The organism is Paenibacillus sp. 2TAB26 (assembly GCF_052115145.1).
Lineage (GTDB): Bacteria > Bacillota > Bacilli > Paenibacillales > Paenibacillaceae > Pristimantibacillus.
The window spans coordinates 213,630-235,815 of the sequence record NZ_JBFRGC010000012.1 but is presented as its reverse complement, the minus strand read 5'-3'; the positions used below and the strand labels follow the sequence as shown (position 1 = coordinate 235,815).

Genomic DNA, 22,186 nt, shown 5'->3' with positions numbered 1-22,186 from the left:
AGTTAAGGCCGTAGTTTGTATCTCAAAGGAGGAAAAACCATGTATAAGGTGCTGATCGTGGATGACGAAATTTTTGTGCGCAAGGGCTTAATAAGTCTGATGGATTGGTCGTCTATGCAATTTGAAATTTGTGGCGAAGCGGAAAATGGGGAGCAAGCACTGAACCTTATCGAACAACAGACCCCGGACCTCGTCATTGTGGATATACGCATGCCCGTGCTAGACGGTCTGGAGCTGATTCAAAAAGTGAAAGCGGAATGCGAGCATCAACCGCTGTTTATTATCTTAAGCGGGTACCCCGATTTCTCTTATGCTCAGCAAGCCTTCCGCTACAATGTGTCGGATTATATCCTGAAGCCCGTTGATGAACAGGAGTTTACATCCACTTTGAAAAAAATAGCCAATTCGCTGAATCAAAAACAGCTCTTATCGATAACGAGAGAAAAGCCGCTTATCGAAACCGTCATCGAAAGCTTGCTGCAGACCGAACCAAGCGAGCAAGTGATGGCGCGGATTGCCCATGCGCTGGAGCTTCCACTCTCCTCTTCCTATACGTATATCATTGCAGAAATACAAGATAGGCTGCCTCAAGGGGCAATTGACTATTTTCCGGCACTGCAAACGGCACTCCAGCAATATTTTCATCATGAGGGACAAGCTCTGCTTATTCATGTACGCGCGTACAATCAATATGGCTTTATTGTGCCTCAGTTGTGGCTGGACGAGCAAAACAATGCAGAGCGGACGAACTACGCCAAGCTGCTTGACATGCTGGAGACGGAGCTTGCAACGACGATAGCTTTGTTTATAGGCCATTCGACAAGCCATTTAAAACAAATTGCTCAATCCGGAACCAGTGCCGAGGAATGCTTGAATTATCGTTTTGCCGCAGGCTTTAACGGCATCTTTATGGCATCGGACCTGCATAAGCTGCCCTTATATTACTTTGATGTGGATGAAGAACTGCATAGAAAGCTCATCTATGAGATTGAAGCCAATCAACTGAAAGGTTATCAATCCGCCATTGATGCCATTTTTATTGCCTTTCAGGAGCGGCATTTCGCTCCAGGTGCCGTTACGAATACAATTAGGCGAATCATGATTGCTATCATCAATATCATCCGGCAGCTGGGAGGAAACGAAAAAGATCTGCAATGGTTGGACGAATTGCTTAATTGGCAGATGAAATACCGCAATTTGAAGCAGATAAGGCATGTTTTCTTGCAGTTTATAGAAGAAGCGGCTAAATATATCGCGGAGAAGCGAGGCGAAAAGAACGAGGGCAGTATTGAAAAAGTGAAAAAATATATCGACAGCCACTACAAAGAAAACATCTATTTAAAAGGAATAGCTGCCGAATTCCATATGAATCCAGTCTATCTCGGTCAGTTGTTTCGCAAAAATTACGGCGTTTATTTCAATGAGTATGTGCTGTCGCTTCGCATAGAGGACGCCAAGCGGCTGCTGCGGCAAACGAAAAAACGCATGTACGAAATCGCGGATCTCGTAGGCTTTCAAAATGCCGATTATTTTGCCGCCCAGTTTGAAAAGCTGGAAAACATGACGCCAACGGATTATCGGAATAAGATTATCGGTAAAAAATAAGGAGGCTCCCCCGTGCTCAACTATCGGCTTCATCATCTGAAGCTCCGAAATAAACTGGTCTTCATTTATATTGTATGCGTATTCATACCGATCGTACTGACTAACGTGATGTTCTATCATGTGACTACCATTAACATCAAAAATCAGAAAACGACAGATGCGGAACAAGCCATAAATCTTTTAAAAGCCGAATTTGGGGCAGTCATTGAAGATGCAGCAGGTATTTCCTATCTGTATTCGATTAACAAGCAGCTCAACAATCATTTAAACACCCTCCATGCCTCTCATGACCACTATGTGGAGTCTCTAAATGCCATATCCAATCTGTTCAACCGAGCCGACAAGGAGTACAAATCCATCAGCTCTGTTGTGATTATGAGCGACAATCCGTCGATACTGGCTTCGAGCCATATCATCAGGCTCGAGAACGAGATGCGGAATACGGATTGGTATCATCAAATTGAAAATTTCAATAACACCTATCCCTATTTGTATGTAACGTCCGACAGTATCAGCGTTATTCAAAAGCTATCCGATCCCCGGTTTGAAACCTATGAGCATGTCATGAAAATCGACTTAAATATGAAATACATTAACCAAATTCTTGATTTATCCAGCTTTGAGGGGGATTTTTACTTTATGGATCCGTCTTCTCAAGCTCGATACGGCCGTCTGTCGAGCGGTCAACCAAGTGATCTGATCAAAACAGGACGGACACTAAGTCTCAAGGAAATACCCGTACCGAATAAGGCAATCATCATTAGCAAGCAATATCATAACAACCGCTATTTGGGAGACTGGACGATATACGGAGTATTGGATGAAGAGAAAATTTTATATGATGTCCGGCGATCAGGGCAATTTATCCTTTGGTTTGCAGGGATTAATTTCCTTGTGCCTACGATTGTGATTGTTATTGTTTCCCGCTCGATCCATACACGCATTCAAAAGATTCTGAAACACATGAAATCCGTAAAAGGCAAAAACTTCGAACGTATTCCTTATCATCGAGAACGGGATGAGGTCGGCGAGCTTGCAGTGGAGTTCAACCGAATGAGCGAGCGGATTGAGAATCTGATCAATGATGTGTATGTTACAGAAATACAAAAGAAAGAGCTGGAGCTAAGCCAAAGACAAGCTCAACTGCACGCGCTGCACAGTCAGATCAATCCTCACTTTTTATTCAACGCGCTCGAAACAATCCGAATGCGGAGTCAAATGAAGGGCGAGTTGCAGACGGCCAAGACGATTCAAAACATGGCGAAAATCTTCCGCAAATCCATTCTTTGGAAGCGAAGCTTCGTTACGATTCGCGAGGAGCTTGAATTAATGGAAAGCTTCCTGGAAATTCAGAAGTACCGTTTCGATACAAAACTGGAGTTTCATATCGAGGTGGATCAATCCCTGCTGGATATTGAAATTCCGAAGATGACCTTTTTGCCGTTTGTGGAAAATGCAAGCATTCATGGCATTGAGAGTGTGCCAGGCATCGGTTATATTACGATTCAGATCGCGCAAGAGCAAGGTCAGATTGTCTTCCTTATTGCAGACAACGGGGTAGGCATGGATCAGGAAAAGATCAGCGAGCTTCATCATTATCTCCATGAGGAAGCGATTATGGGCGATTCCATCGGAATGAAAAATGTCATTACTCGCCTGAAAATATGCTATGGTGAATCGTTCAGCTTCGCGATTGACAGTTCTCCAGGGGGAGGCTCACGGATCATGCTGCGTCTACCGCTGGACAAAAAAAAGATAAATTCCGAGCAATAAGTACTTAATTATTCAAAGACTGATCTAAGCTTTGCTATATAACAATCATAAACACTATCTTCTATACTGAAAGTGCTTACAATACTTTGATAGAGAAAGGGGATACAGCAATGCGCAACAAAAAATGGCTGCAATCCAGCCTGGCCGTTCTAACGGCTATGACAATCCTCCTTGCTGGCTGCTCAAGTAATGATGCAGGAGGAAACAAAGCAACGGAAGGAACGAAAAGCGAGGTAAGTACTGAACCGGTAACCTACGATTACTTCGCCTTCGGTACGAATAAAGACGTTCTTGCAAGCAACACGACCATCGGCAAGATCCTCCAAGGTCAGACAGGTGTCGATTGGAAGATGGAATATGTTGTAGGAGATGCAAGCACAAAGTCTGGTGTCATGATCGCCGGCGGCGATTATCCTGATGTCATCTCTCCAGTAGGCGAGCTTTCTAAGCTTCTGGATGCAGGCGCATTCATCCCGCTCAACGATCTAATTGAGAAGTATGGCCCTAACATCAAGCGTGTCTACGGCGATTATATGGACAAGATTACGAATGAGGATGGAAACATCTATATTCTTCCTTTCACGGCCAACGTAAACGGTTATTTGATGGAGCCGGACGCGTCCAGTACATTTTGGATGCAAAGACGTGTATTGAAAGAATTTGGTTATCCGGAAGTGAAAACGCTTGATCAATATTTTGATCTGATCGAGAAGTATCAAGCCAAATACCCTACGGTAGACGGAAAAGGTACGATTGGCTTCCTTACTTTCGCAGGCACGCCTGGTGAGTTTTTCACCATCACCAATCAGCCGATGCATCTAGCCGGATATCCAAATGACGGCAACGTCATGGTTGACATGCAAACTCATGAAGCCAAGCTTTATATGGCTAGCGAATATGAGAAGCGCTGGCTTTCCTCACTAAACGCGGTAAACCGGAAAAGCTTGCTTGACCCGGAAACCTTTACTGCTAACAAAGACCAATACTTGGCTAAACTTACGTCCGGCCGCGTGCTGGGATATGTCAACTATGCTTGGCAAATTGGCGATGCTACCAATAATTTGAAAGCGGCAGGCAATGACGACCTACGTTATGTGGCACTTCCCATTGTCTTTGACGAAAGCATAACAGATGCCTATATCGATCCTCCCTCCTTTGTAAACAACCGAGGGCTCGGAATTACCGTGAGCGCTGAGGATCCGATACGAATCATTAAATATTGGGATAACCTGTTGACCGAAGAAAATCAGAAGCTCATTCAATGGGGTGAGAAAGATGTCACCTATTCGGTAAATGAAGAAGGCCGTTTCATCATGAGCAAGGAGCAAGTAGCCAACCGCAACGACAATGAATTCAAACGCAAATACGGCTGGGCATACTTCGATTATGAGTGGCCGCGTTATGGCAACAACTCGGTGTACGAGGACGGCAACGCTCATGTGCCTACTAGTCAGCCAGAGGTAGCGGCGGTTAATTACACGGAGGGCGATCTAGCCCTGCTAAAGGCCTACGGTCTGAAGACCTTCTCCGGCTTTTACTCCGAACCGGTAGAACGAGCTTGGTACCCGGCCTGGAGTATCGAGAAGGAACAAGGCTCTCCTGAACAGATCTTCAACCAGAAAGCAGGCGACCTACAGCAGAAATACTATCCAAAAATGGTGTTCGCTTCTGAGACAGCCTTTGAGTCCATTTGGAATGAATACATCGCAGAGTTTAATAAGCTAGGTTCTGCTGGATTTGAAAAATTTGTAACCGCCAAAGTAAAGGATCGTATCGAAGGAAATTGGTAGACAGCAGCATCTGAATGATAATAATGAACCGGGAAAAGTGAAGCCACTTCACTTTTCCCTTCTAAGCTTGCTCAAGAGAGACAGTTTTAGCCGGAAGGGAGACGGATCGGGTGAAGAAACATGCAGTACAGCTGGCAGGATCGACTTCGGAAGATTCGCGCCTGAGAACCTTATTCAAAACATTATCCAAACAGAAAATGCTAATGCTGATGTCATTGCCTTTTCTCCTCTGGGTTATCCTATTTAAATATATTCCGCTCTGGGGATGGACGATTGCCTTTCAGAAATTCAAATTGGCAAAGGATCTTTTTGACCAGACCTGGATCGGTTTAGATAACTTCAAATCTTTGTTTCAGGAACAGCAGTTTTATCTCGTCCTGCGCAATACGCTCGTTATGAGCTCTATTAATCTGGTACTGGGATTTGCAACGGCCATTGTGCTGGCGCTGCTGCTAAATGAATTGCGTAAGGTTTATTTCAAGCGAACGGTGCAGACGATTAGCTACTTGCCGCATTTTATTTCATGGGTAGTCGCTGCAAATATTGTGCAAACCGCACTCGCGCCAGAGGGTATCGTCAATGTATTGCTGCTCCGATTGCAGCTCATCGATCATCCTATTTTGTGGTTGGGAGTTGGCGAATATTTCTGGGGAATTCTCGGAGTAACGGAAGTATGGAAAAATGTCGGCTGGAATACCATCATTTATTTGGCCGCTATTACAACGATTGATCCGACTCAATATGAAGCAGCTGAAATGGATGGCGCTTCGCGCCTTCAACGGATGTGGCATGTTACGCTTCCGGGCATGAAGCCGGTCATTGTCATCCTGCTCATTATGAATTTGGGCCATATTCTGGAGTCCGGGTTCGAAGCACAGTACTTGCTGGGGAACGGTATCAATGTTGAATTTTCGGAAAATCTGGACATCTTCGTCTTGAAATACGGGATGCAAATGAATAACTTTGGCTTGGCGACCGCCGCCGGGATGTTTAAAACCGTGGTCAGCTTCATCTTCCTCATCGCAGCCAACAACCTCGCCAAACGAATGGGCGAAAGCAGATTGTACTAATTGAAAGGAGGCAAAGGCTATGGAACAAGCCAAATCAGCTCGAAATTCATCGATAGGCGATAAAATATTCGATGTGTGTAATATTATTTTTATGATTATTCTGGTTATTTTGACCCTTTATCCCTTCTTGAACATGTTTGCCTTGTCATTTAACGATGCGAATGATTCGATTCGAGGCAGCATTTATATTTGGCCACGCGAATGGACGCTGAGAAACTTTGAATATGTGTTCAACGAATCCAATGTGTTTTATGCGACCTTTATCTCCGCGGCGCGGACGATTATCGGGACAATTATCTCTGTCTTTTGTACGGCGATGCTGGCCTATACCATTAGCCGTCCTGAATATGCATTGAAAAAAATGGTATCTATGATTTTTATTTTCACGATGTATTTCAGCGGAGGCTTGATTCCGACCTACCTGCTGACCAAAGAGCTTGGGATGTTGAACAGCTTCTGGGTATACATTATCCCCGGCATTATCGGCGTGTTTAATATGATTGTTATCCGTTCCTTCATTGAAGGATTGCCGGAGGGCATTATGGAGTCGGCCAAAATGGATGGTGCTGGAGACTTTATCACATTTACGCGCATTGTGCTCCCGCTTACTATACCGGCTCTTGCTACGGTGTCTCTATTCGTAGCTGTATCCCAGTGGAACTCCTGGTTTGATGTATTTTTGTACAACTCTTCCCGGCCAGAACTAAGCACCTTGCAGTATGAACTGATGAAGGTATTGTCTACATCAAGCGCTACAACGAGCTCAGGCGGCTCGGCTGCCGATGCCTTTGCTAATGCCCAGGGCAATGTAACGACGGTTACGCCAACATCGGTTCGCGCAACGATGACGATTGTAGCCAGCTTGCCTATTATTATGGTCTATCCGTTTCTACAGAAGTATTTTGTCAAAGGGATGGTCGTCGGTGGTGTGAAAGGTTAATGACAACTATAACAAAGCTTCAACTAACGAGAATATAACTTTTTAGCCCTTTCGCTTCCGCTCGGAAAGCCGAAAGGGCATAATTTCAATTCAACCTTTTACCATTAGTTTATATTATTGGTTGTTGTAACGCATTTGAATATTAATCCATAAATTTCTTCTACTTAATATAGTAGATCTAATTACAAGGAGGGGCTCATGACCCATATTCATTATGTAGAATGCAATACTACGCACGAAAAAAATTTTGTTATCGATGTCCCCATTGGCAATCACTGGCTCCTTGTCATCAACAAAACTCCCGCACAATTCTGGGTCAATGGCGAATTAAAGGAATATCCCGCCCATAACGCCATTCTCTATTGCCCGCAACAAAAAGTATATTACCAGGCCTGTGCGGATCAATTCGTCAATGACTGGATTCGCTTCGAAACCAATGAACCTTACTTTACGGAATCTTCGCTTCCGTTAGGCGTTCCCTTTTTTCTAAATGATCCGGACTACTGCTACAAGTTATTTGAACTGCTCGTCATTGAACACAGCTTTAATCGAGATTACAAAAAATCCTCCATTGACTGTTTGCTCCGTACGCTGTTCAACAAGCTATTAGAATCTTACTTTCAAGTTGACATTTTGCCTCAGCATTATCCTTTATTGAAGCTTCGCATCGCCATTCAAAACCATCCTGGCGATTATTGGACGGTGTCGAAAATGGCGGATTATCTCTGTATCAGTCCGGGCTATCTTCAGAATATTTACAAAAAGACATTTGGTACCTCTTGCATGGATGATGTCATCAACAGCCGCATTCGAATGGCCAAAGAATACTTAATTCACAGCAATCAGAGCATTGCTGAAATAGCCTCTCTTAGCGGTTATCATAATGTGGAACACTTCTGCAGGCAATTCAAACAAATAACGGGGTATTCGCCAAGAAAATTTCAAAAGCATGCAAATGAATAATTTCCATCCCGGACAGCTATGTCAAAATCGGTTCATCCGAATGAAAGGGCGCTGCGGTTCAGCCTGTTGTTCTTGAAATATTGTTCCACTAGAAACTTCATAATTTCGCTAGGCTGCTCCTTAGAAAACTCGGCCCGATCTGCGAACAGCATCCCATACGGGGCTTCGGGTGTATAGGGCTCCCATTGCGGCAATTCCTCTCCTGTAGCATCGAGTCCGTTCGGGTCTCCCGACTGGATGAAATTCACCCAGTAATTGCACATCTGGCGCGCCAAATCATAATGTTTGCCTACAAATGGTCTCCAGCATTTAGCGAGCGTCTCGAAAAAAAACCAGAGGTCCACCGAGTGAAAAGTGCCAGGGTTATCCCAACCCGGTATTTCAGCATCAAAATTATAGTAATACAGCGGGGTATCGGCACCAGCATCGGCGCTCCCTTGCGTAGCAATTCGGATGGCATATTCAATACCGCTCACCGAGGCCTTCTTCTTGCTCTCTTCGAGATGATCAGGCTGAACGCTGCAAAGCTCCATAAAGGTATCGGCATCATTGCCAAACAAAGCGATGGCCATTTGCTTGAAGTCGTCAATGGTGTCGACTTGCGGAACGCTGAAAAACTCGGTGGACGTATGACCGAACATTACCGGTACCATCCAGCGCTTGTTTTGAAGAAACAATTCAAACGGGTTACCCAAGCTAAACACTTGATCTGCGACGGTGCCCCAGAATCCATGGTACTCCACCGCCTTGTCGCGGAGATACACCGCATCCAGATTCCTGGCTTCTGCAAGCGAGGATATACCGAGATACTCAAAAAACCTCACACCGTCCTGTTCCGCTTCTGCCAAGCTGCTCCGAAGAAGCGGCATAAGATTTCCCGGGTATAACGGAGTAAAGATTCCGCTTTGTATAATTGCCCTTTGAAAGAGCCCTTCATTCTGAGGTGAAGTAAGCTGGCTCATGACGCTTCCACCGCCGGCGGACTGCCCGCCGATGGTGATATTGTCAGGATCGCCGCCGAAAGCTTCAATATTGCTCTTGACCCACCTAGTAGCCGCCTGCTGGTCGAGATTGCCGAAGTTAGCGGGAGCTTCTGGGGCTTCCGCCGTAATGTCGGGATGGGACAAGAACCCAAAGACATTCAGACGATAGTTGATCGTAACCACCACGATGCCCCGTCTAGCCATGCGTTCGCCGTCAAACTCCATTTCGGAAGGATGGCCAACTTGCAGTCCTCCACCAAAATACCATACATAGACTGGTAGTTTTTCATCTGCACGATTGGCTGGTGTCCATACGTTTAGGTAAAGGCAATCCTCGTCCATCGCAAGGTCAGGTTCCACGGCCCACTCCCGGGTATAGATATTGTTTTCATCGATCTCTTGTCTCACCTGCATCGATATCGGCGCGAATTCGAATGCTTTGAATATGCCTTCCCAATCTTGCGCGGGCTGAGGTGCACGCCAGCGGTTTTCGCCTACAGGTGGAGCGGCGAATGGGATTCCTTTGAAGCTTGTAATTCGCGGGTCCGCTGCTGGAAGACCCTGGACCATTCCATTGTTAACCTTTATGACTCTAAGCAATGATAACGACTCCCTTCAATCTAAGTAATCTAGTAAAAGAGAGGAGTATGATTATTCATTCATACCCCTCTTGTTTGAAATTATGAAAGATTTTATTTATTTGCTTGCTAACGCTTCAGCACGCATTTGAACGATTTTTTTAGCTTTTTCCGTATCCGAGGCAACGACATCATTCCAACCCAGACCCACCACATCTGTCTTCATCTTTGCCCACAGCTGGTCGAAATCCCCTTGATTTTTTGCGAATACCATTTTCCATGATGTGTTTTTTACATAATCCGATATTTGGCTTCGCTTGTTTTTGATATCTGATGAATCAACACCGAAACTTGTATTAATGTTAGGTACAATATCGATCATATTATTTTTCAGGTAGTATTCTGTTGCGTTCGTTGCATTAAATGTACTCTGCCAATCTGTCGTTAAAGTTGTCTTGTTAGCTTCTTTTGTAGAGCTCCAGTAATTATTGTTATAAAACTCTCCTGAATCGGGGTCCTTCACAAAATCGCTCATGATCATACTATTGATCTTGCTTTGGCCATCCTGGTACCCGCCGCCCCCGTATTCCTCCGGAACAGGTGTATTCTCCTGAAATGCCGTTTGACCGACTTGGGTCAGCTTAAACTTGCCGTCTGTTGTCTTTTCGTAGTTGAAGCCTTCAAAACCATTCGTCGTGTAGCGCAGGCCTTCAGGAGACACGAACCAATCCAAGAATTCCATAATTCTGTCGGGTTCCTTGGCTTTTGAACCGACTGCAAATACTCTCCCGCTGCCGTAATAAGCATCGCTGCTTTGAATGATTCGGGTGTCAGCGATCGGAACTGCGACATTCCCATCTCCGTTCATCCCTCTTTCAATCGAGTTGTAAAACCCTCTTTGCCATGAGTACCACAAAAGAAGCACCTGCTTGTTGGTAAGCTTCTCAGCAACCTTGTTCCAGTCCTGGGATGCCGAATCCGGATCGATCAGTCCCATTTGATTTGCAGTAAAATAGAATTGCACAATTTTTTTGTACATACTGTTGTCATCGATGAGCGGAACGATGTCGCCTTTTGCATTCAACTGTATCGTAGAGGTACCATTTGGCTGTTCATAACCGTACCAGTTGCTCAACCAGCGTACATTTTCCATCCCCCCGCCGTCCCAATCCTTCCACAGCGTGATCGGAACGATCGGTTTGCCGTCTGGCGTCTTAGGGTATTCTGCCTGCATCTGCTTCAGTACATTCAGTAGATCGGTCAGATTGTTCAGCTTAGGAGCTCCTACTCCCTTATAATAATCCCAAGGCAGGATTGGACTGGAGTAAGGCAGTTCTTCTGAAAATGTCGTTGGTGAAGTATCCGCTACAAAAGTCGGCAAACCATAAATCTTGCCTTCCGGATTTACTTTATCAAATCCTCCATTAAAAGGCTTGAAGTGATTGTCCACATATTGTGACAGGTACTTCGTATTCGCAACCCGATCGGTGATATCCATAACAAGACCTACCGGAATCAACTCTTCCAACTGACTATTCTCGATGATCAGAATATCTCCCAGATCACCTGCTGCCGATCTTGTCTTGTATAACTGATCGCCGGCTACCTGAGGTGCAAGAATGTTCAACGTAATATTAAACTTGTCTTTGAGAAGCTTCCCATACCACCCGGTCTGCTCTCCTTGGTAGTTTGCCGCGTTGCTGAATACGGTAAGGGTTAGCGGCTTGCTGTGATCAATCGTGGTGTGGTTTTGTGGTCCCGATTCATTAGTGCTGGGCTCTGATTTGCTGCAGCCGGCCAATGCTGTTGTCACCATGAATAGGCAAGTAAACAACACCACCATCGATTTTTTCACCGCTTTATGACGATTACTCAATGGTAAACCCCCTCAATTCATTTTTTTATTATAATGGTGCAGGTTAGCCTTTCACTGCCCCTATCATAATCCCTTTTACAAAAAACCTCTGGAAGATCGGATAAACCAGCAATATAGGCGCAACAACAATAATGGTAACCGTCATACGGATTGATGTTGTCGTTTGCTTGGTTGCCAGAGTTGCCATGGCTGTAGAACCGGCATTTTGAAGATTGACCATGGTAGATAATGAGCTTGCTTGATTGATATAGTTATATAAAATGAACTGCAGGCTATACAATTTGCTGTCAGTGACGAGCAGCAGCGTATCCTGAAAAGAGTTCCATTGATCCACCGCTGCAAATATGGCAACTGTAGCCAATATCGGCTTGCTTATAGGCAATATCACTTTGAAGAAAATGGTCATAACCCCAGCCCCATCGATACTTGCAGCCTGCTGCAATTCCTTAGGCGTTGATTCCACAAAGGTTTTTACAAGAATGATAAAAAACGGGGCTACTATTGTCGGCAAAATGTAGGCCAAAAAATGGTTTGTCAGATGCAAGGAGCGCATGGTGAGATACCACGGAATAATTCCTGCATTAAAAAACATCGTAATTATTGTGAAGCGGTACCAGAACTTTCTACCCCACATATCCTCCTGAGAAAACATGAATCCCAAAAAGGCTGAAGCCCCGACGGTCAAAGAAGTCCCGATCAGCGTTCTTCCCAAAGATACAACGGCAGCGTTCCATAGTCCCGGAATCTTAAATACATCCAAGTAGTTCTGGAAATGGATTTGCTGCGGGTAGAATACAATATCACCTCTGGCGCTAAGATCATTGGCACTTATTGTATTGATAATGATAGAGTAAAATGGAAAAATACAAATTAGAGCAAACAGCGTATACAAGGTATAAATCAATGATGAGATCAAGATGTCGGTTATGCTGGAATGCTTTTTGTTGTTGTTGTTAACAGTGTTCGCTGCCAGGCCTGCTGCTTTATCGCTCATACCACGCTCTCTCCTCTTATCATTTTTGATAATCCATTCACTGAAAAGAGAAGCACAACACTGACCAAGCTCTTCAGCATGCTGATCGCAACAGAAACGGAATAGCTACCGCCCCCCATGGCTAAGTTGTACACATATAAATCCAGAACCTGTATGTTTTCTTTGTTAAATGCATTTTGAAAAACAAAATATTGCTCCAAGCCGTTATTCAGGAAGCTCGCAATTTGCAGCATTAACAAAACAAAATAAGTTGACATCAGACTTGGTAAAATCACATGCCATATGACCTGCATCCTTGTCGCACCGTCTACACGCGCCGCTTCATAAAGGGATTCATCTATACTCATAATGGCTGCTATATACAGGATGGCTGACCAGCCCAATGTTTTCCATATTGACCACCCCCACATGGTGATCCATACATGTTCAGAGTCTTGAAGGAATAGGATCGGAGAATCGATGAGTCCCAGTTGATTCAATAGGCCGTTAATGATGCCTTCACTCGATAACATAGAAAAGGCCAGTGAATAGACCAGTACCCAGCTGATAAAGTTTGGCAAGGTCGTTACCGTCTGCACAAACTTCCGGAAACGCAAAGCTTTTATTTCATTCAAAAATATAGCAAATATCATTGGTAGCCATGAGAAGAGCAGACCCAAGCCGCTCATCCCAAACGTATTTTTGATAACCTGAAGCAATTGGTCTATCTTTACTTGGTTTTCAACTAAGGAACGAAACCACTTGAAACCAACATAAGTGGATTGAGACAAAGGTGTCGGCGGCGTATAGTCAAAGAAGGCATAAACCCAACCATATAGCGGGTAGTATGCAAAGGTAGCAAGTAAACCCATGAAAGGCAGTATGTAGAGAAATTTTTTAATAGATTCACTTCTCATCCTGTATTCTTTTATACGCACCATGTAATCCCCCTATAAATAAGATGTTTGGAAGCGCTTCCAACATTGTAGAAAAGAAATATTTCGCGATGTCCAGGCAACCGGTTAACACTCCCCTATCCGTGCTTCCATTTCCTTTCCAGCCCAAACACCTCCGTAAATGCATTGTTTATTCTTCAATTAATTACCAACTTTCTAATAAATAGTAAATTATCAGCAGCCTAAAAACAATGATCTATACTCACGTATAATTGATATATTCTGCGATGGAGTGATTGTAAATTTACTAGCCAACACTTCCAAGAAATTCTTAATGTGCAATAAAACCTACTTTTCAACATTTAGGATCTATCATATTAGTTGTTATGTAAAACAAGTACAGTACTCCTTTTCGTATAAATGGATGCGAATACTGCTAGCCAATCTATTTCGTTATCATGGCTCGAATTTCTGAACCTTTAACTATACTTTGACGGGTTTGCTGTTCGGTTGGTTTGTACTAAGATAGACTAATTGAAGCTAAGAAAGGGGAATCACAATGACAGATGGTCTATCCTTGAACGCAACTGAGAAGCTCGTTGATGTTAACTCGGAGGCTTATCATGAGATGATCGCCCAATCGCTGCTTGACAAAGGCAACAATAAGCGATTGAAAGCCGCCATTGAAAAGGCTAAGAGAGGCGATAACGTTACGATTGCTTTCATTGGCGGCTCCATTACTCATGGAGCTGGAGCAGACCCGATCCATACGTCCTGCTATGCTCACCAAACATATACCGCTTTTAAAGAGATGTTCGGTAAGGACGGAGGTAATCAGATTCGCTTTATTAAAGCTGGCTTAGGCGGTACGCCTTCTGAACTGGGCATGATTCGCTATGAGCGAGATGTCCTGAGAAACGGAACGGTTCAACCGGACATCGTCGTCGTGGAGTTTGCCGTCAATGACGCTGACGACGAGACGAAAGGGATTTGCTACGAGAGTCTCGTACTGAAAATCCTGACCGCCGCCAATTCGCCTGCCGTCATTCTGCTGTTCAGCGTGTTCGAAAACGATTGGAATCTGCAGGAACAACTTTCTCCTGTAGGCTATCATTATGATCTTCCCATGGTAAGCGTGAAGGATGCAGTTACAAAACAATTTCAAAAGTCGAAGGACGAGGGCAACATCATTTCCAAGTCGCAATTTTTTAGCGACATCTATCATCCGACAAATATGGGACATCTCATCATGGCCGACTGCTTGCGCTCGCTATTCATGGAGACCGATCGTTGCGCACCTAATCAAGAGGAAATCGTCCTCGACAAACCACCGATGTTCGGCAACGATTTCGCCGAAGTTCGTTTGCTGGATAGAGACAATGGTTCTAGTGTAGCAAAGATTACGGAAGGCAGTTTCTACGCATCCGATACCGAACTCCAATTCGCGGAGATGGATGATCATCCATACGGCACAGCCCAATTCCCCGACAACTGGATGCATACATCTGAATCCGGCAGCGACAGCTTCACGATGACGATTCACTGCAAAAGCCTGCTTCTCATTTATAAAAATTCCGGAAGCAACGACTTCGGAAACGCCGATATTTGGGTTGACGGCAAGCTTGTGAAGGTGGCGGAGTCCCAAACCGTCAAGTGGACGCGTTGCCACGCCCTCATTTTATTTCGGGAGCAGCAATCGAAAGAGCATACAGTAGAAATCAGAATGGCGTCAGAGCATGAGAGCAAGCGATTTACAATTCTTGGTTTCGGCTTCACACAATAGTCACTCGCAGCTCATTTTGTATTGAGAATTTCTTATTACTGATCTTTTCACCTGCATATTCAAAAAAGCATATTTAGGGAATCGCCTACATCATATAAGCGACATTTCTATATATAATAAATGACCATACAACATGAAAGCCCTTCTAGCCCTGGTATAACGGGGCAGAAGGGCTTTCATGTTGTATCGAATCGCATGATCACCTAAGCAAAGAAAGCTTTACGAAATTCTTCCTTTTAAACGTTTCTGCTATCTGCTGACCAACTTGTGGTACGATCCTTTCGGCAGTTGTTCCTTGTCGAACAGCAATGGCCAATTTTTGCGCCCTCTGACTGGGAAGTTGTCCAACCAAGTATAATCGTCCGCGGCCCCCCAGAACGTCACGCTCGTCAGCACATTGCTATATTCGCAGAACAGCTGGAATAACTCGGAATACCTATCCTCCTGAAGACTCATCATCTCGGAAGTAGGCGATATCAGATCGGTTCGTTTATCTTCGAACTCGAACACCGACACGTCCATCTCCGTGATATGCAGTTTGAGCCCCAGCGAAGCATAACGTTCAATTGCAGTTCGGATATCGTGCAGTGACGGATGGGATAGATTCCAATGCGCTTGCAGTCCGATACCATGAATTGGCACGCCCTTCTCCTTCAGAGATTTTACCAGTCTATAAATTTTTTCCCTCTTCTCAGGTACGGACTCGTTATAATCGTTATAGAACAACAGCGCTTCGGGATCGGCTTCATGCGCATATTCGAACGCCTTGGAAATGAATTCCTCACCGACGATGTCGAGCCATTTGGACGAACGAAGTTGTTCTTCGCTACTATCAGATACGGCTTCATTCACGACATCCCATGCATAAATTTGACCCTTATAACGCCCTACCACTGTATTGATGTGAGCTTTCATTCGCTCCAACAGCGTATCGCGATCAACTAGACCTCCAGTTTCATTCTCGAACACCCAAGCAGGCGTTTGATTATGCCAGACGAGCGTATGCCCTCTAACTTGCATTCCGTTTACTTTCGCGAAATTCATTATTCGATCCGCATCCTCGAAAATATATTGGTGTTCTGCAGGATGCAAACGCTCGAACTTCATCTCATTTTCAGCCGTTACACTATTGAAATGATAAGCCAACAACTCGCGTTGTGTGACCAGCGTCTTCATATTTACAGCTGCACCAATTAAAAACTGCTGACTAAACGATTTATGAAGTTTTAAAGATCCTTCATATCGGGAATTGTCCATTTCTCCGATCGCCTCCTCTTCATGTATAGGTTGACTTTAAACTTAATTTGATTGCCGATTTAGAAGAATATAGCGTTTTCCAGGTAATATGGGAAAAGCTTTTATTGTTCGTATGGATAATTTGTTACTTTGATTCATAATCGAACCAGTCAAAATGGGCAAGCGACTCCGATTTGGCGCCATTTCCGGTCGCATACAAGGCGAAGAGCACGCCAGTAAATCCGCCAGCCACTTCCGTTGCAAGAAGAGAGGTCTCTCCATGGCCGAACCAGAATGGTTCTCCGTTGCCATCAGAAAATCCGAAAGCATACAGGTCGCGATTTGCGCTCACATGAAGCACGATAGAATCAAACGGCCACGGCGCCTCGTTCTCGATCTTCCACAAGCTGCCAAGCTTTCTACGGAAAATTACTTTGCACACGCCAGCAATACGAGTCACAGCAATCTCATAATGGAAGCGATCGTTCATATAAACGGTAATGCCCGCTTCCTCTCCATCACGCTGAGGTGCAAATTCCATATGTGTAGACACGCTGCAATCAAAATGCTGTTGTCTTCTCGCTAGAAATGCAGGCGCTCCGATTTCATTCAACGTCGTCTCGTTGCCCTGCAGCGTTAGACAACTATCCTTCTCGTTAAGTGACCAGTTATCCGGGTTGGGTGAACGCATAAAATTCCAATACGGTGCAAGCGCCGCCGCATCGAAGTTGTCCCGAACTGGCGCAGCGGCTACAGGCAGCAGCGGAAGATTGCCTGCCGGCATCGTCTCGCTGACCGTTCCGTTATCGCCAATGATCGGCCAACCCTCTTCCGTCCATGTGACGGGAGAAAGAAACGTCTCTCTGCCGAGATGGTGTTTATTCGGATAGCCATGCGGCCTGATACCAAGAAATACAGCCCACCAGTCTCCGTCCGGCGTTTGAACGAGGTCTGCGTGTCCCGTTGCATGAATCGTTTTCGACTGGCTGCGATGGGTTAAGATTGGATTGTGAGGACAGCTTGCGAAAGGGCCATTCGGACGTTCGCTTCTAGCGATCGTTTCCATATGGCCGTATTCGGTGCCGCCTTCGGCAATCATTAAATAGTACCAACTGCCGACACGATAAATATGCGGTGCTTCCGGGTACTGGCCTCCTGTTCCCGTCCAGAGGAAAGCAGGATCAGTCAGCCTTTTGCCGGTTTTCGGATCAATCTTGCTTTGATAGATGCCAGGCCCCTGATCCCCATGAGCAGAGGAAGTGAAATACAATGTTCCATCCTCATCGAAGAACAAGTCTGGGTCTATGCCGGGATGGTCGACGAATATCGGATTCGACCATTCCCCGCGCGGATCATTCGTATGTACGAAGAAGTTACCGCCGGCGGTAACGTTCGTCGTCACCATATAGAACGTTCCGTTATGCTCACGGATCGTAGGCGCGAATATGCCGCCGGAGCTTGGTGCACGGCTTAGATCGAGCTGCTCGGGCCTTGTCAGAACGTGGCCGAGCTGCGTCCAATTCACAAGATCCTTGCTGTGGAACAGCGGAACACCTGGAAAATACTCGAAGGAACTCGTTACGAGATAATAATCATCGCCAAAGCGACAGACGCTTGGGTCCGGATGAAAACCGCTTATAACCGGATTGTTATAATTCATGCAAGCGCACTCTCCTTATCGTTGCGAAAATAGTTAAATTAGACTCACATAGCGGAAGTAATCGAAATCAACGAAACCGCCAGCTTGCTTCGTGGCGTAATTGTACAGCCCGAATCGGTAGCCCATAAAGTGCTCTAGCCTGTATTGCATATGAAACGGATCTCCGATCACAACCCAATTCACTCCGTCCGTGGAATAGCGGAAGCAGGCAATATCCTCGCGATCGCCATTATCGAACTGGCACTCTATTTGCAAATAGATTTGGTCGCCCTCATACTTTACGCGTTCAACCGTGATTTCCCCTTGACCGTCGTCCACTCTGCCATTGACGCACATTGCTACGTAAAAATCGCCGTTGTCATCGACCTGAATACCGACCGAGCCGAAAGCATATTGCAGCGACACTAACCCTGCACGGTCGCCCGGTTTCATAGCCTTGATGTCCATAACCGTTGTACCGACACATGCCGGACCTTCTGTACGCTGTGTTAACGTATTGCGGGCAAATTCTACGCTATTCGTGATATGTCCCGTCGTTAGGCGCAAGCAGCCCGGTCGCTCCGTTACCGACCATTTACCATTGTCGGGATTATGATTCCATTGCCAATGAAGCGCTAGACGATTCTCCCCGTAATCAAACTCATCACTGATGACAAGCGGCTTTGTCTCCGAGCTGGGCAGCTTCACTTCGAACGTCTTTGGCGCTTTGCCCTCTTGCCCCAGAACTGGCCAGTCATTATCCCAAACGACCGGCAGAACGCATGGAATACGGCCAACGGCCCCGTGATCCTGGAACAGTACCGCATACCAATCCCCTTCTGACGTATCAAAAATGCCACCTTGTGCGATGCCATTGTTCCGATAATCCATTTGATCATCGAGTACTAGCTTGTGCTCGTATGGACCGAGCAGATCACGTGAACGATAGCATAGCTGTCTGCGGCGCTTGTTACCTGCATTTGGCCAATCGATGAAGAATAAATAATAATAACCATTGATTTTGTAGGCATGGCAGCCCTCGGCACGAAGCATAATTCCGTCTCGTTCCGTCTCGAGCAGCAATTGATTGATGCCGTCCGGCTTCAGAGCAGTTGCTTTCTCAGACAGCTCTGTAATCCGAATATCGCCATTGCCGTGGAAGACGAACACACGGCCATCGTCGTCGAACAGCATGCTCGGATCATGGTGAAGTCCTTGAATAACGCTTCGTTCCCATTTCCCGTTCTCGATATCCTCAGTCGTATACACATAGAACTGATTCATATCCAGACTCGAGAAACACACATAAAAGATACCGTCGCGATAGCGTAAGCTGGCAGCCCATGATCCCTTGCCGTAAATGCCTTTACCGTCAAGCAAATTGTGCGCGTCATTATCCTCGAACGTCTCGTATACGTAATTAACAAGCTCCCAATTCTGCAGGTTTTCGGACTTCATAATCGGACAACCTGGCATCGAATGCATGCTTGTGCTGACCATATAGAAGGTCGATCCTACACGGATCACGCTCGGATCCGGAACGTCCGCCCAGATGACCGGGTTCGTTATTGTCGTTTTGTTCATCGCTAGCTCCTCCTAGTAGGGCTGGATTAGTCCATCATCCAACCAGTCTAGCCTGTATGCGCCTCGGCAACAACCCGTCTATCTATAGGTTTTCCCACACAAATTATAGGCGGTACTTTTTATACTTTTATGGTCGTACTTGCCCAGATGGATCGACGACTGCCCAGAATGCCGGCTTCGCGTGGAGCTGCTTGTCGAACAGGAATGGCGCGTTGGTACGCGTCACCGGGAAGCTGTTCAACCACGTATGGTCGTCCGCGATGCCCCAGAATACGACGCCGCTAAGAATGTCCTTATTGTTTCTGAAAGCCTCAAACAGCTCGCGATATCTATCCGCCTGCTTCTGCAGCAGATCAACCGGTATATCGCTGCCAACATCGCTGCGATCGTTCCATGCGTAGAGACTCATATCCAGCTCGGTAACGAGATTATCAAGACCTAGCTCAGCAAACTTCTTCATCGATTCGATAATAGAATTCACCGTCGGCCCGAATAGGTCGATATGGGTCTGATGACCGACACCATCGATCGGTACGCCTTTATCCAGCATTTCCTTCACAAGCTCATACAATCGGTCTCGCTTCGCCGGATTGTCCGTTCCGTAATCATTAATGTACAGCTTTGCCTCGGCTCCGCCCGCTTCGCGTGCCGCTCGGAATGCCGTCTCGATAAAGTCTGTACCCGTTATCTTATACCATTCGCTAGCTCGCATCCCGTCCGGATCGGCTGGCTCTATTACTTCATTGACAACGTCCCATGATTGGATATCGTCCTTGTATCGTTCGACAATTGTGCGGACATGCGTATCGACTCGCTGCAGCAGCAGCTTTTTGTTCGCTTCGCGCTTAGCCGCGTCTGTCTCCTCAACCATCGGCTTGCCCTCCGCATCCTTAAAGAACCAAGCGCCGACCTGACTATGCCAAAGCAAGGTATGGAAGCGCACCTTCATGTTGTTTTCTTTCGCGAACGCTACGATTCGATCCGCATTCCCCCAATTGAATTTACCTTCCGTAGGTTGAATCGCATCGGGCTTCATCACGTTCTCCGCAACAAGCCAATTCACGTGCTTCTTGAGCATCTCTGCCTTTAGGCCCTCCATCTGGGCCGGCTCGATGGCAGCTCCGACCTTGAAGTAATCAGCGAATGTCTCCGCAAGCGATGGAATATCCTGCTCGACCGATGGTTCCGGCGTCGGAGTTGGCTTCAAGGTTGGAGCCGGAGTCGCTTCAATCGTGCTTGTAGGCTGGCCATCTTCAGGATTGACGCTGCCAGCAGGTGCTTCCGTCTGAAGCGCAGCCGTTTCATTCACTGTTTCCGCTTGATGCTTATTGAGAATAAGCACAGCAACAACCGCAATTAAGGTGACAGCAGCTATAATGCTGTATATTAGCTTGTTTCTTTTTTGACTCAATTCGTTTGCCCGCCTTTCATTCGTAATCTTGTTTTGCATACCAAACCTCTAAGCAGCAATAAGCGCCCTGCGGGCAGCTGACCGAAGTAGCTGGCCCCCCCAAGGCGCTATACATGCGTCAGTACTTTTCTTAACCGACGATTCCAGTACGCTCGATACTTTCGACGAAGTATCTTTGAACGAACAAATAAAGAATAACGAGCGGCAGAATCGCAAGCAAAATACCGGTATCCTGCACCATGCTCATGAAGAACGGGTCTTTGTTGGTCGTTGCGCCGCCTTCTAGCAAAATTTGCAAGTTGTAAGGAAGGGACGACAACTGCGTGGACATCACTTTGCTCGACGTCAGATAGGTTGTCGTGAAGAAACTATCATTCCACTGCCACACAAAGGAGAAGAGCAATACGGTAACAATGGACGGAATCGCATTCGGCAGCATGATGCGAAGGAACGTCGAGCCAACGCCCGCCCCGTCGATGTATGCCGCTTCCTCCACCTCCTTCGGAATACCACGGAAAAACTGCCGGAAGATGAAGATGTACAGCCCCGCCTTCAACGAATTCGCCGTAAGGGAAGTTAGAATAAACGGCCAGTAAGAATTAAGCAAATTCAAGGACTTTCCGCCGGTTAGCAGCGGGATCACGCCTAGAAGCGTAAAGTCCTTTAAGTTCATATAGATCGGAATTAGGATGGTCGTAGGCGGAACCAAGATGGTTAATATAACGCCAGCGAACAGCAGATTGCTTCCTTTGAACTTCAACCTGGCGAACGCATAACCTGCGAACGCGCAAGATGCGGCGGTCATGATCGTCGTCATGCTAGATAGCACAAATGTATTTGCCAGCGTTTCCCAATAATCCATAATGGAGATCGCTTGCTTGAAATTGTCGAGCGTAAAGTGCTCTGGAATAAACACGACGATCGGCGAATACAGATCCGCCTTGTCTTTGATCGCCGTCGAAATTTTTTGAATAATGGGATACAAGATAACGAACGACAATCCGATGATCAGCACGAGCCGAACGATCGTCCACAGCCCTCGCTTCCAGCTTTCCAACGATAACAATCGGGCCAATATCAACGTTT

At 45.9% G+C, this 22,186-nt stretch carries 16 protein-coding genes; 7 read left to right on the top strand and 9 right to left on the bottom strand.

The genetic code is table 11. The features are described from left to right. Positions 1-39: 39 nt before the first annotated feature. The 6 genes from AB4Z50_RS15955 (at position 40) to AB4Z50_RS15930 (ending at position 8,141) form a co-directional block, all read left to right on the top strand. Positions 40-1,605 (top strand): response regulator transcription factor, encoded by a 1,566-nt coding sequence (locus AB4Z50_RS15955; protein ID WP_441880525.1) that lies wholly within the window; start codon positions 40-42, stop codon positions 1,603-1,605. Positions 1,606-1,617: 12 nt separating this feature from the next. Further along, positions 1,618-3,378 (top strand): sensor histidine kinase, encoded by a 1,761-nt coding sequence (locus tag AB4Z50_RS15950; protein WP_441880523.1) that lies wholly within the window; start codon positions 1,618-1,620, stop codon positions 3,376-3,378. Positions 3,379-3,488: 110 nt separating this feature from the next. Further along, complete coding sequence (locus tag AB4Z50_RS15945; protein WP_441880521.1) at positions 3,489-5,168, top strand: ABC transporter substrate-binding protein; 1,680 nt, start codon at positions 3,489-3,491, stop codon at positions 5,166-5,168. A 161-nt stretch (positions 5,169-5,329) separates the two neighbouring features. Then, on the top strand, positions 5,330-6,238 hold the full coding sequence (locus AB4Z50_RS15940; RefSeq protein WP_430060463.1) for an ABC transporter permease: 909 nt from the start codon (positions 5,330-5,332) through the stop codon (positions 6,236-6,238). 19 nt (positions 6,239-6,257) lie between these two features. Further along, positions 6,258-7,178 (top strand): carbohydrate ABC transporter permease, encoded by a 921-nt coding sequence (locus tag AB4Z50_RS15935; protein WP_339204221.1) that lies wholly within the window; start codon positions 6,258-6,260, stop codon positions 7,176-7,178. Positions 7,179-7,376: 198 nt separating this feature from the next. After that, positions 7,377-8,141 (top strand): helix-turn-helix transcriptional regulator, encoded by a 765-nt coding sequence (locus AB4Z50_RS15930; RefSeq protein ID WP_441880519.1) that lies wholly within the window; start codon positions 7,377-7,379, stop codon positions 8,139-8,141. Positions 8,142-8,173: 32 nt separating this feature from the next. On the opposite strand, the gene AB4Z50_RS15925 is transcribed toward AB4Z50_RS15930, so the two are convergent. The 4 genes from AB4Z50_RS15925 to AB4Z50_RS15910 all read right to left on the bottom strand — a co-directional run bounded on the left by AB4Z50_RS15925 (position 8,174) and on the right by AB4Z50_RS15910 (position 13,492). Beyond that, on the bottom strand, positions 8,174-9,724 hold the full coding sequence (locus AB4Z50_RS15925) for a carboxylesterase/lipase family protein (protein ID WP_441880517.1): 1,551 nt from the start codon (positions 9,722-9,724) through the stop codon (positions 8,174-8,176). Positions 9,725-9,820: 96 nt separating this feature from the next. Beyond that, positions 9,821-11,578, bottom strand: coding sequence for a hypothetical protein (locus AB4Z50_RS15920; protein ID WP_441880515.1), 1,758 nt, complete (start codon positions 11,576-11,578; stop codon positions 9,821-9,823). 43 nt (positions 11,579-11,621) lie between these two features. Further along, positions 11,622-12,572, bottom strand: a complete 951-nt coding sequence (locus tag AB4Z50_RS15915; protein WP_441880513.1) for a carbohydrate ABC transporter permease — start codon at positions 12,570-12,572, stop codon at positions 11,622-11,624. Beyond that, positions 12,569-13,492 carry an ABC transporter permease subunit gene (locus AB4Z50_RS15910; RefSeq protein ID WP_441880511.1) on the bottom strand — a complete coding sequence of 308 codons (924 nt, stop codon included), beginning with the start codon at positions 13,490-13,492 and terminating at the stop codon, positions 12,569-12,571. Before AB4Z50_RS15910 ends, AB4Z50_RS15915 begins: the two co-directional genes overlap by 4 nt. A gap of 514 nt (positions 13,493-14,006) precedes the next feature. On the opposite strand from AB4Z50_RS15910, the gene AB4Z50_RS15905 reads away from it, so the two are divergent. Beyond that, positions 14,007-15,230: an SGNH/GDSL hydrolase family protein gene (locus tag AB4Z50_RS15905; protein ID WP_441880509.1), complete on the top strand. Its 1,224-nt coding sequence runs from the start codon at positions 14,007-14,009 to the stop codon at positions 15,228-15,230. Positions 15,231-15,479: 249 nt separating this feature from the next. Here AB4Z50_RS15905 and AB4Z50_RS15900 read toward each other — a convergent pair whose 3' ends face one another. The 5 genes from AB4Z50_RS15900 to AB4Z50_RS15880 form a co-directional block, all read right to left on the bottom strand. After that, entirely contained in the window at positions 15,480-16,487 is a 1,008-nt protein-coding gene (locus AB4Z50_RS15900) for an endo-1,4-beta-xylanase (protein WP_441880507.1), read from the bottom strand. A gap of 124 nt (positions 16,488-16,611) precedes the next feature. Further along, positions 16,612-18,126 carry a glycoside hydrolase family 43 protein gene (locus AB4Z50_RS15895; protein WP_441880505.1) on the bottom strand — a complete coding sequence of 505 codons (1,515 nt, stop codon included), beginning with the start codon at positions 18,124-18,126 and terminating at the stop codon, positions 16,612-16,614. A 33-nt stretch (positions 18,127-18,159) separates the two neighbouring features. After that, on the bottom strand, positions 18,160-19,689 hold the full coding sequence (locus AB4Z50_RS15890) for a glycoside hydrolase family 43 protein (RefSeq protein WP_441880503.1): 1,530 nt from the start codon (positions 19,687-19,689) through the stop codon (positions 18,160-18,162). Between the two features lie 127 nt (positions 19,690-19,816). After that, complete coding sequence (locus tag AB4Z50_RS15885) at positions 19,817-21,100, bottom strand: endo-1,4-beta-xylanase (protein WP_441880501.1); 1,284 nt, start codon at positions 21,098-21,100, stop codon at positions 19,817-19,819. A 130-nt stretch (positions 21,101-21,230) separates the two neighbouring features. After that, the gene (locus AB4Z50_RS15880; protein WP_339209718.1) at positions 21,231-22,181 is read right to left on the bottom strand and encodes a carbohydrate ABC transporter permease; all 951 of its coding nucleotides are present in this window, start codon (positions 22,179-22,181) and stop codon (positions 21,231-21,233) included. Positions 22,182-22,186 lie beyond the last annotated feature (5 nt).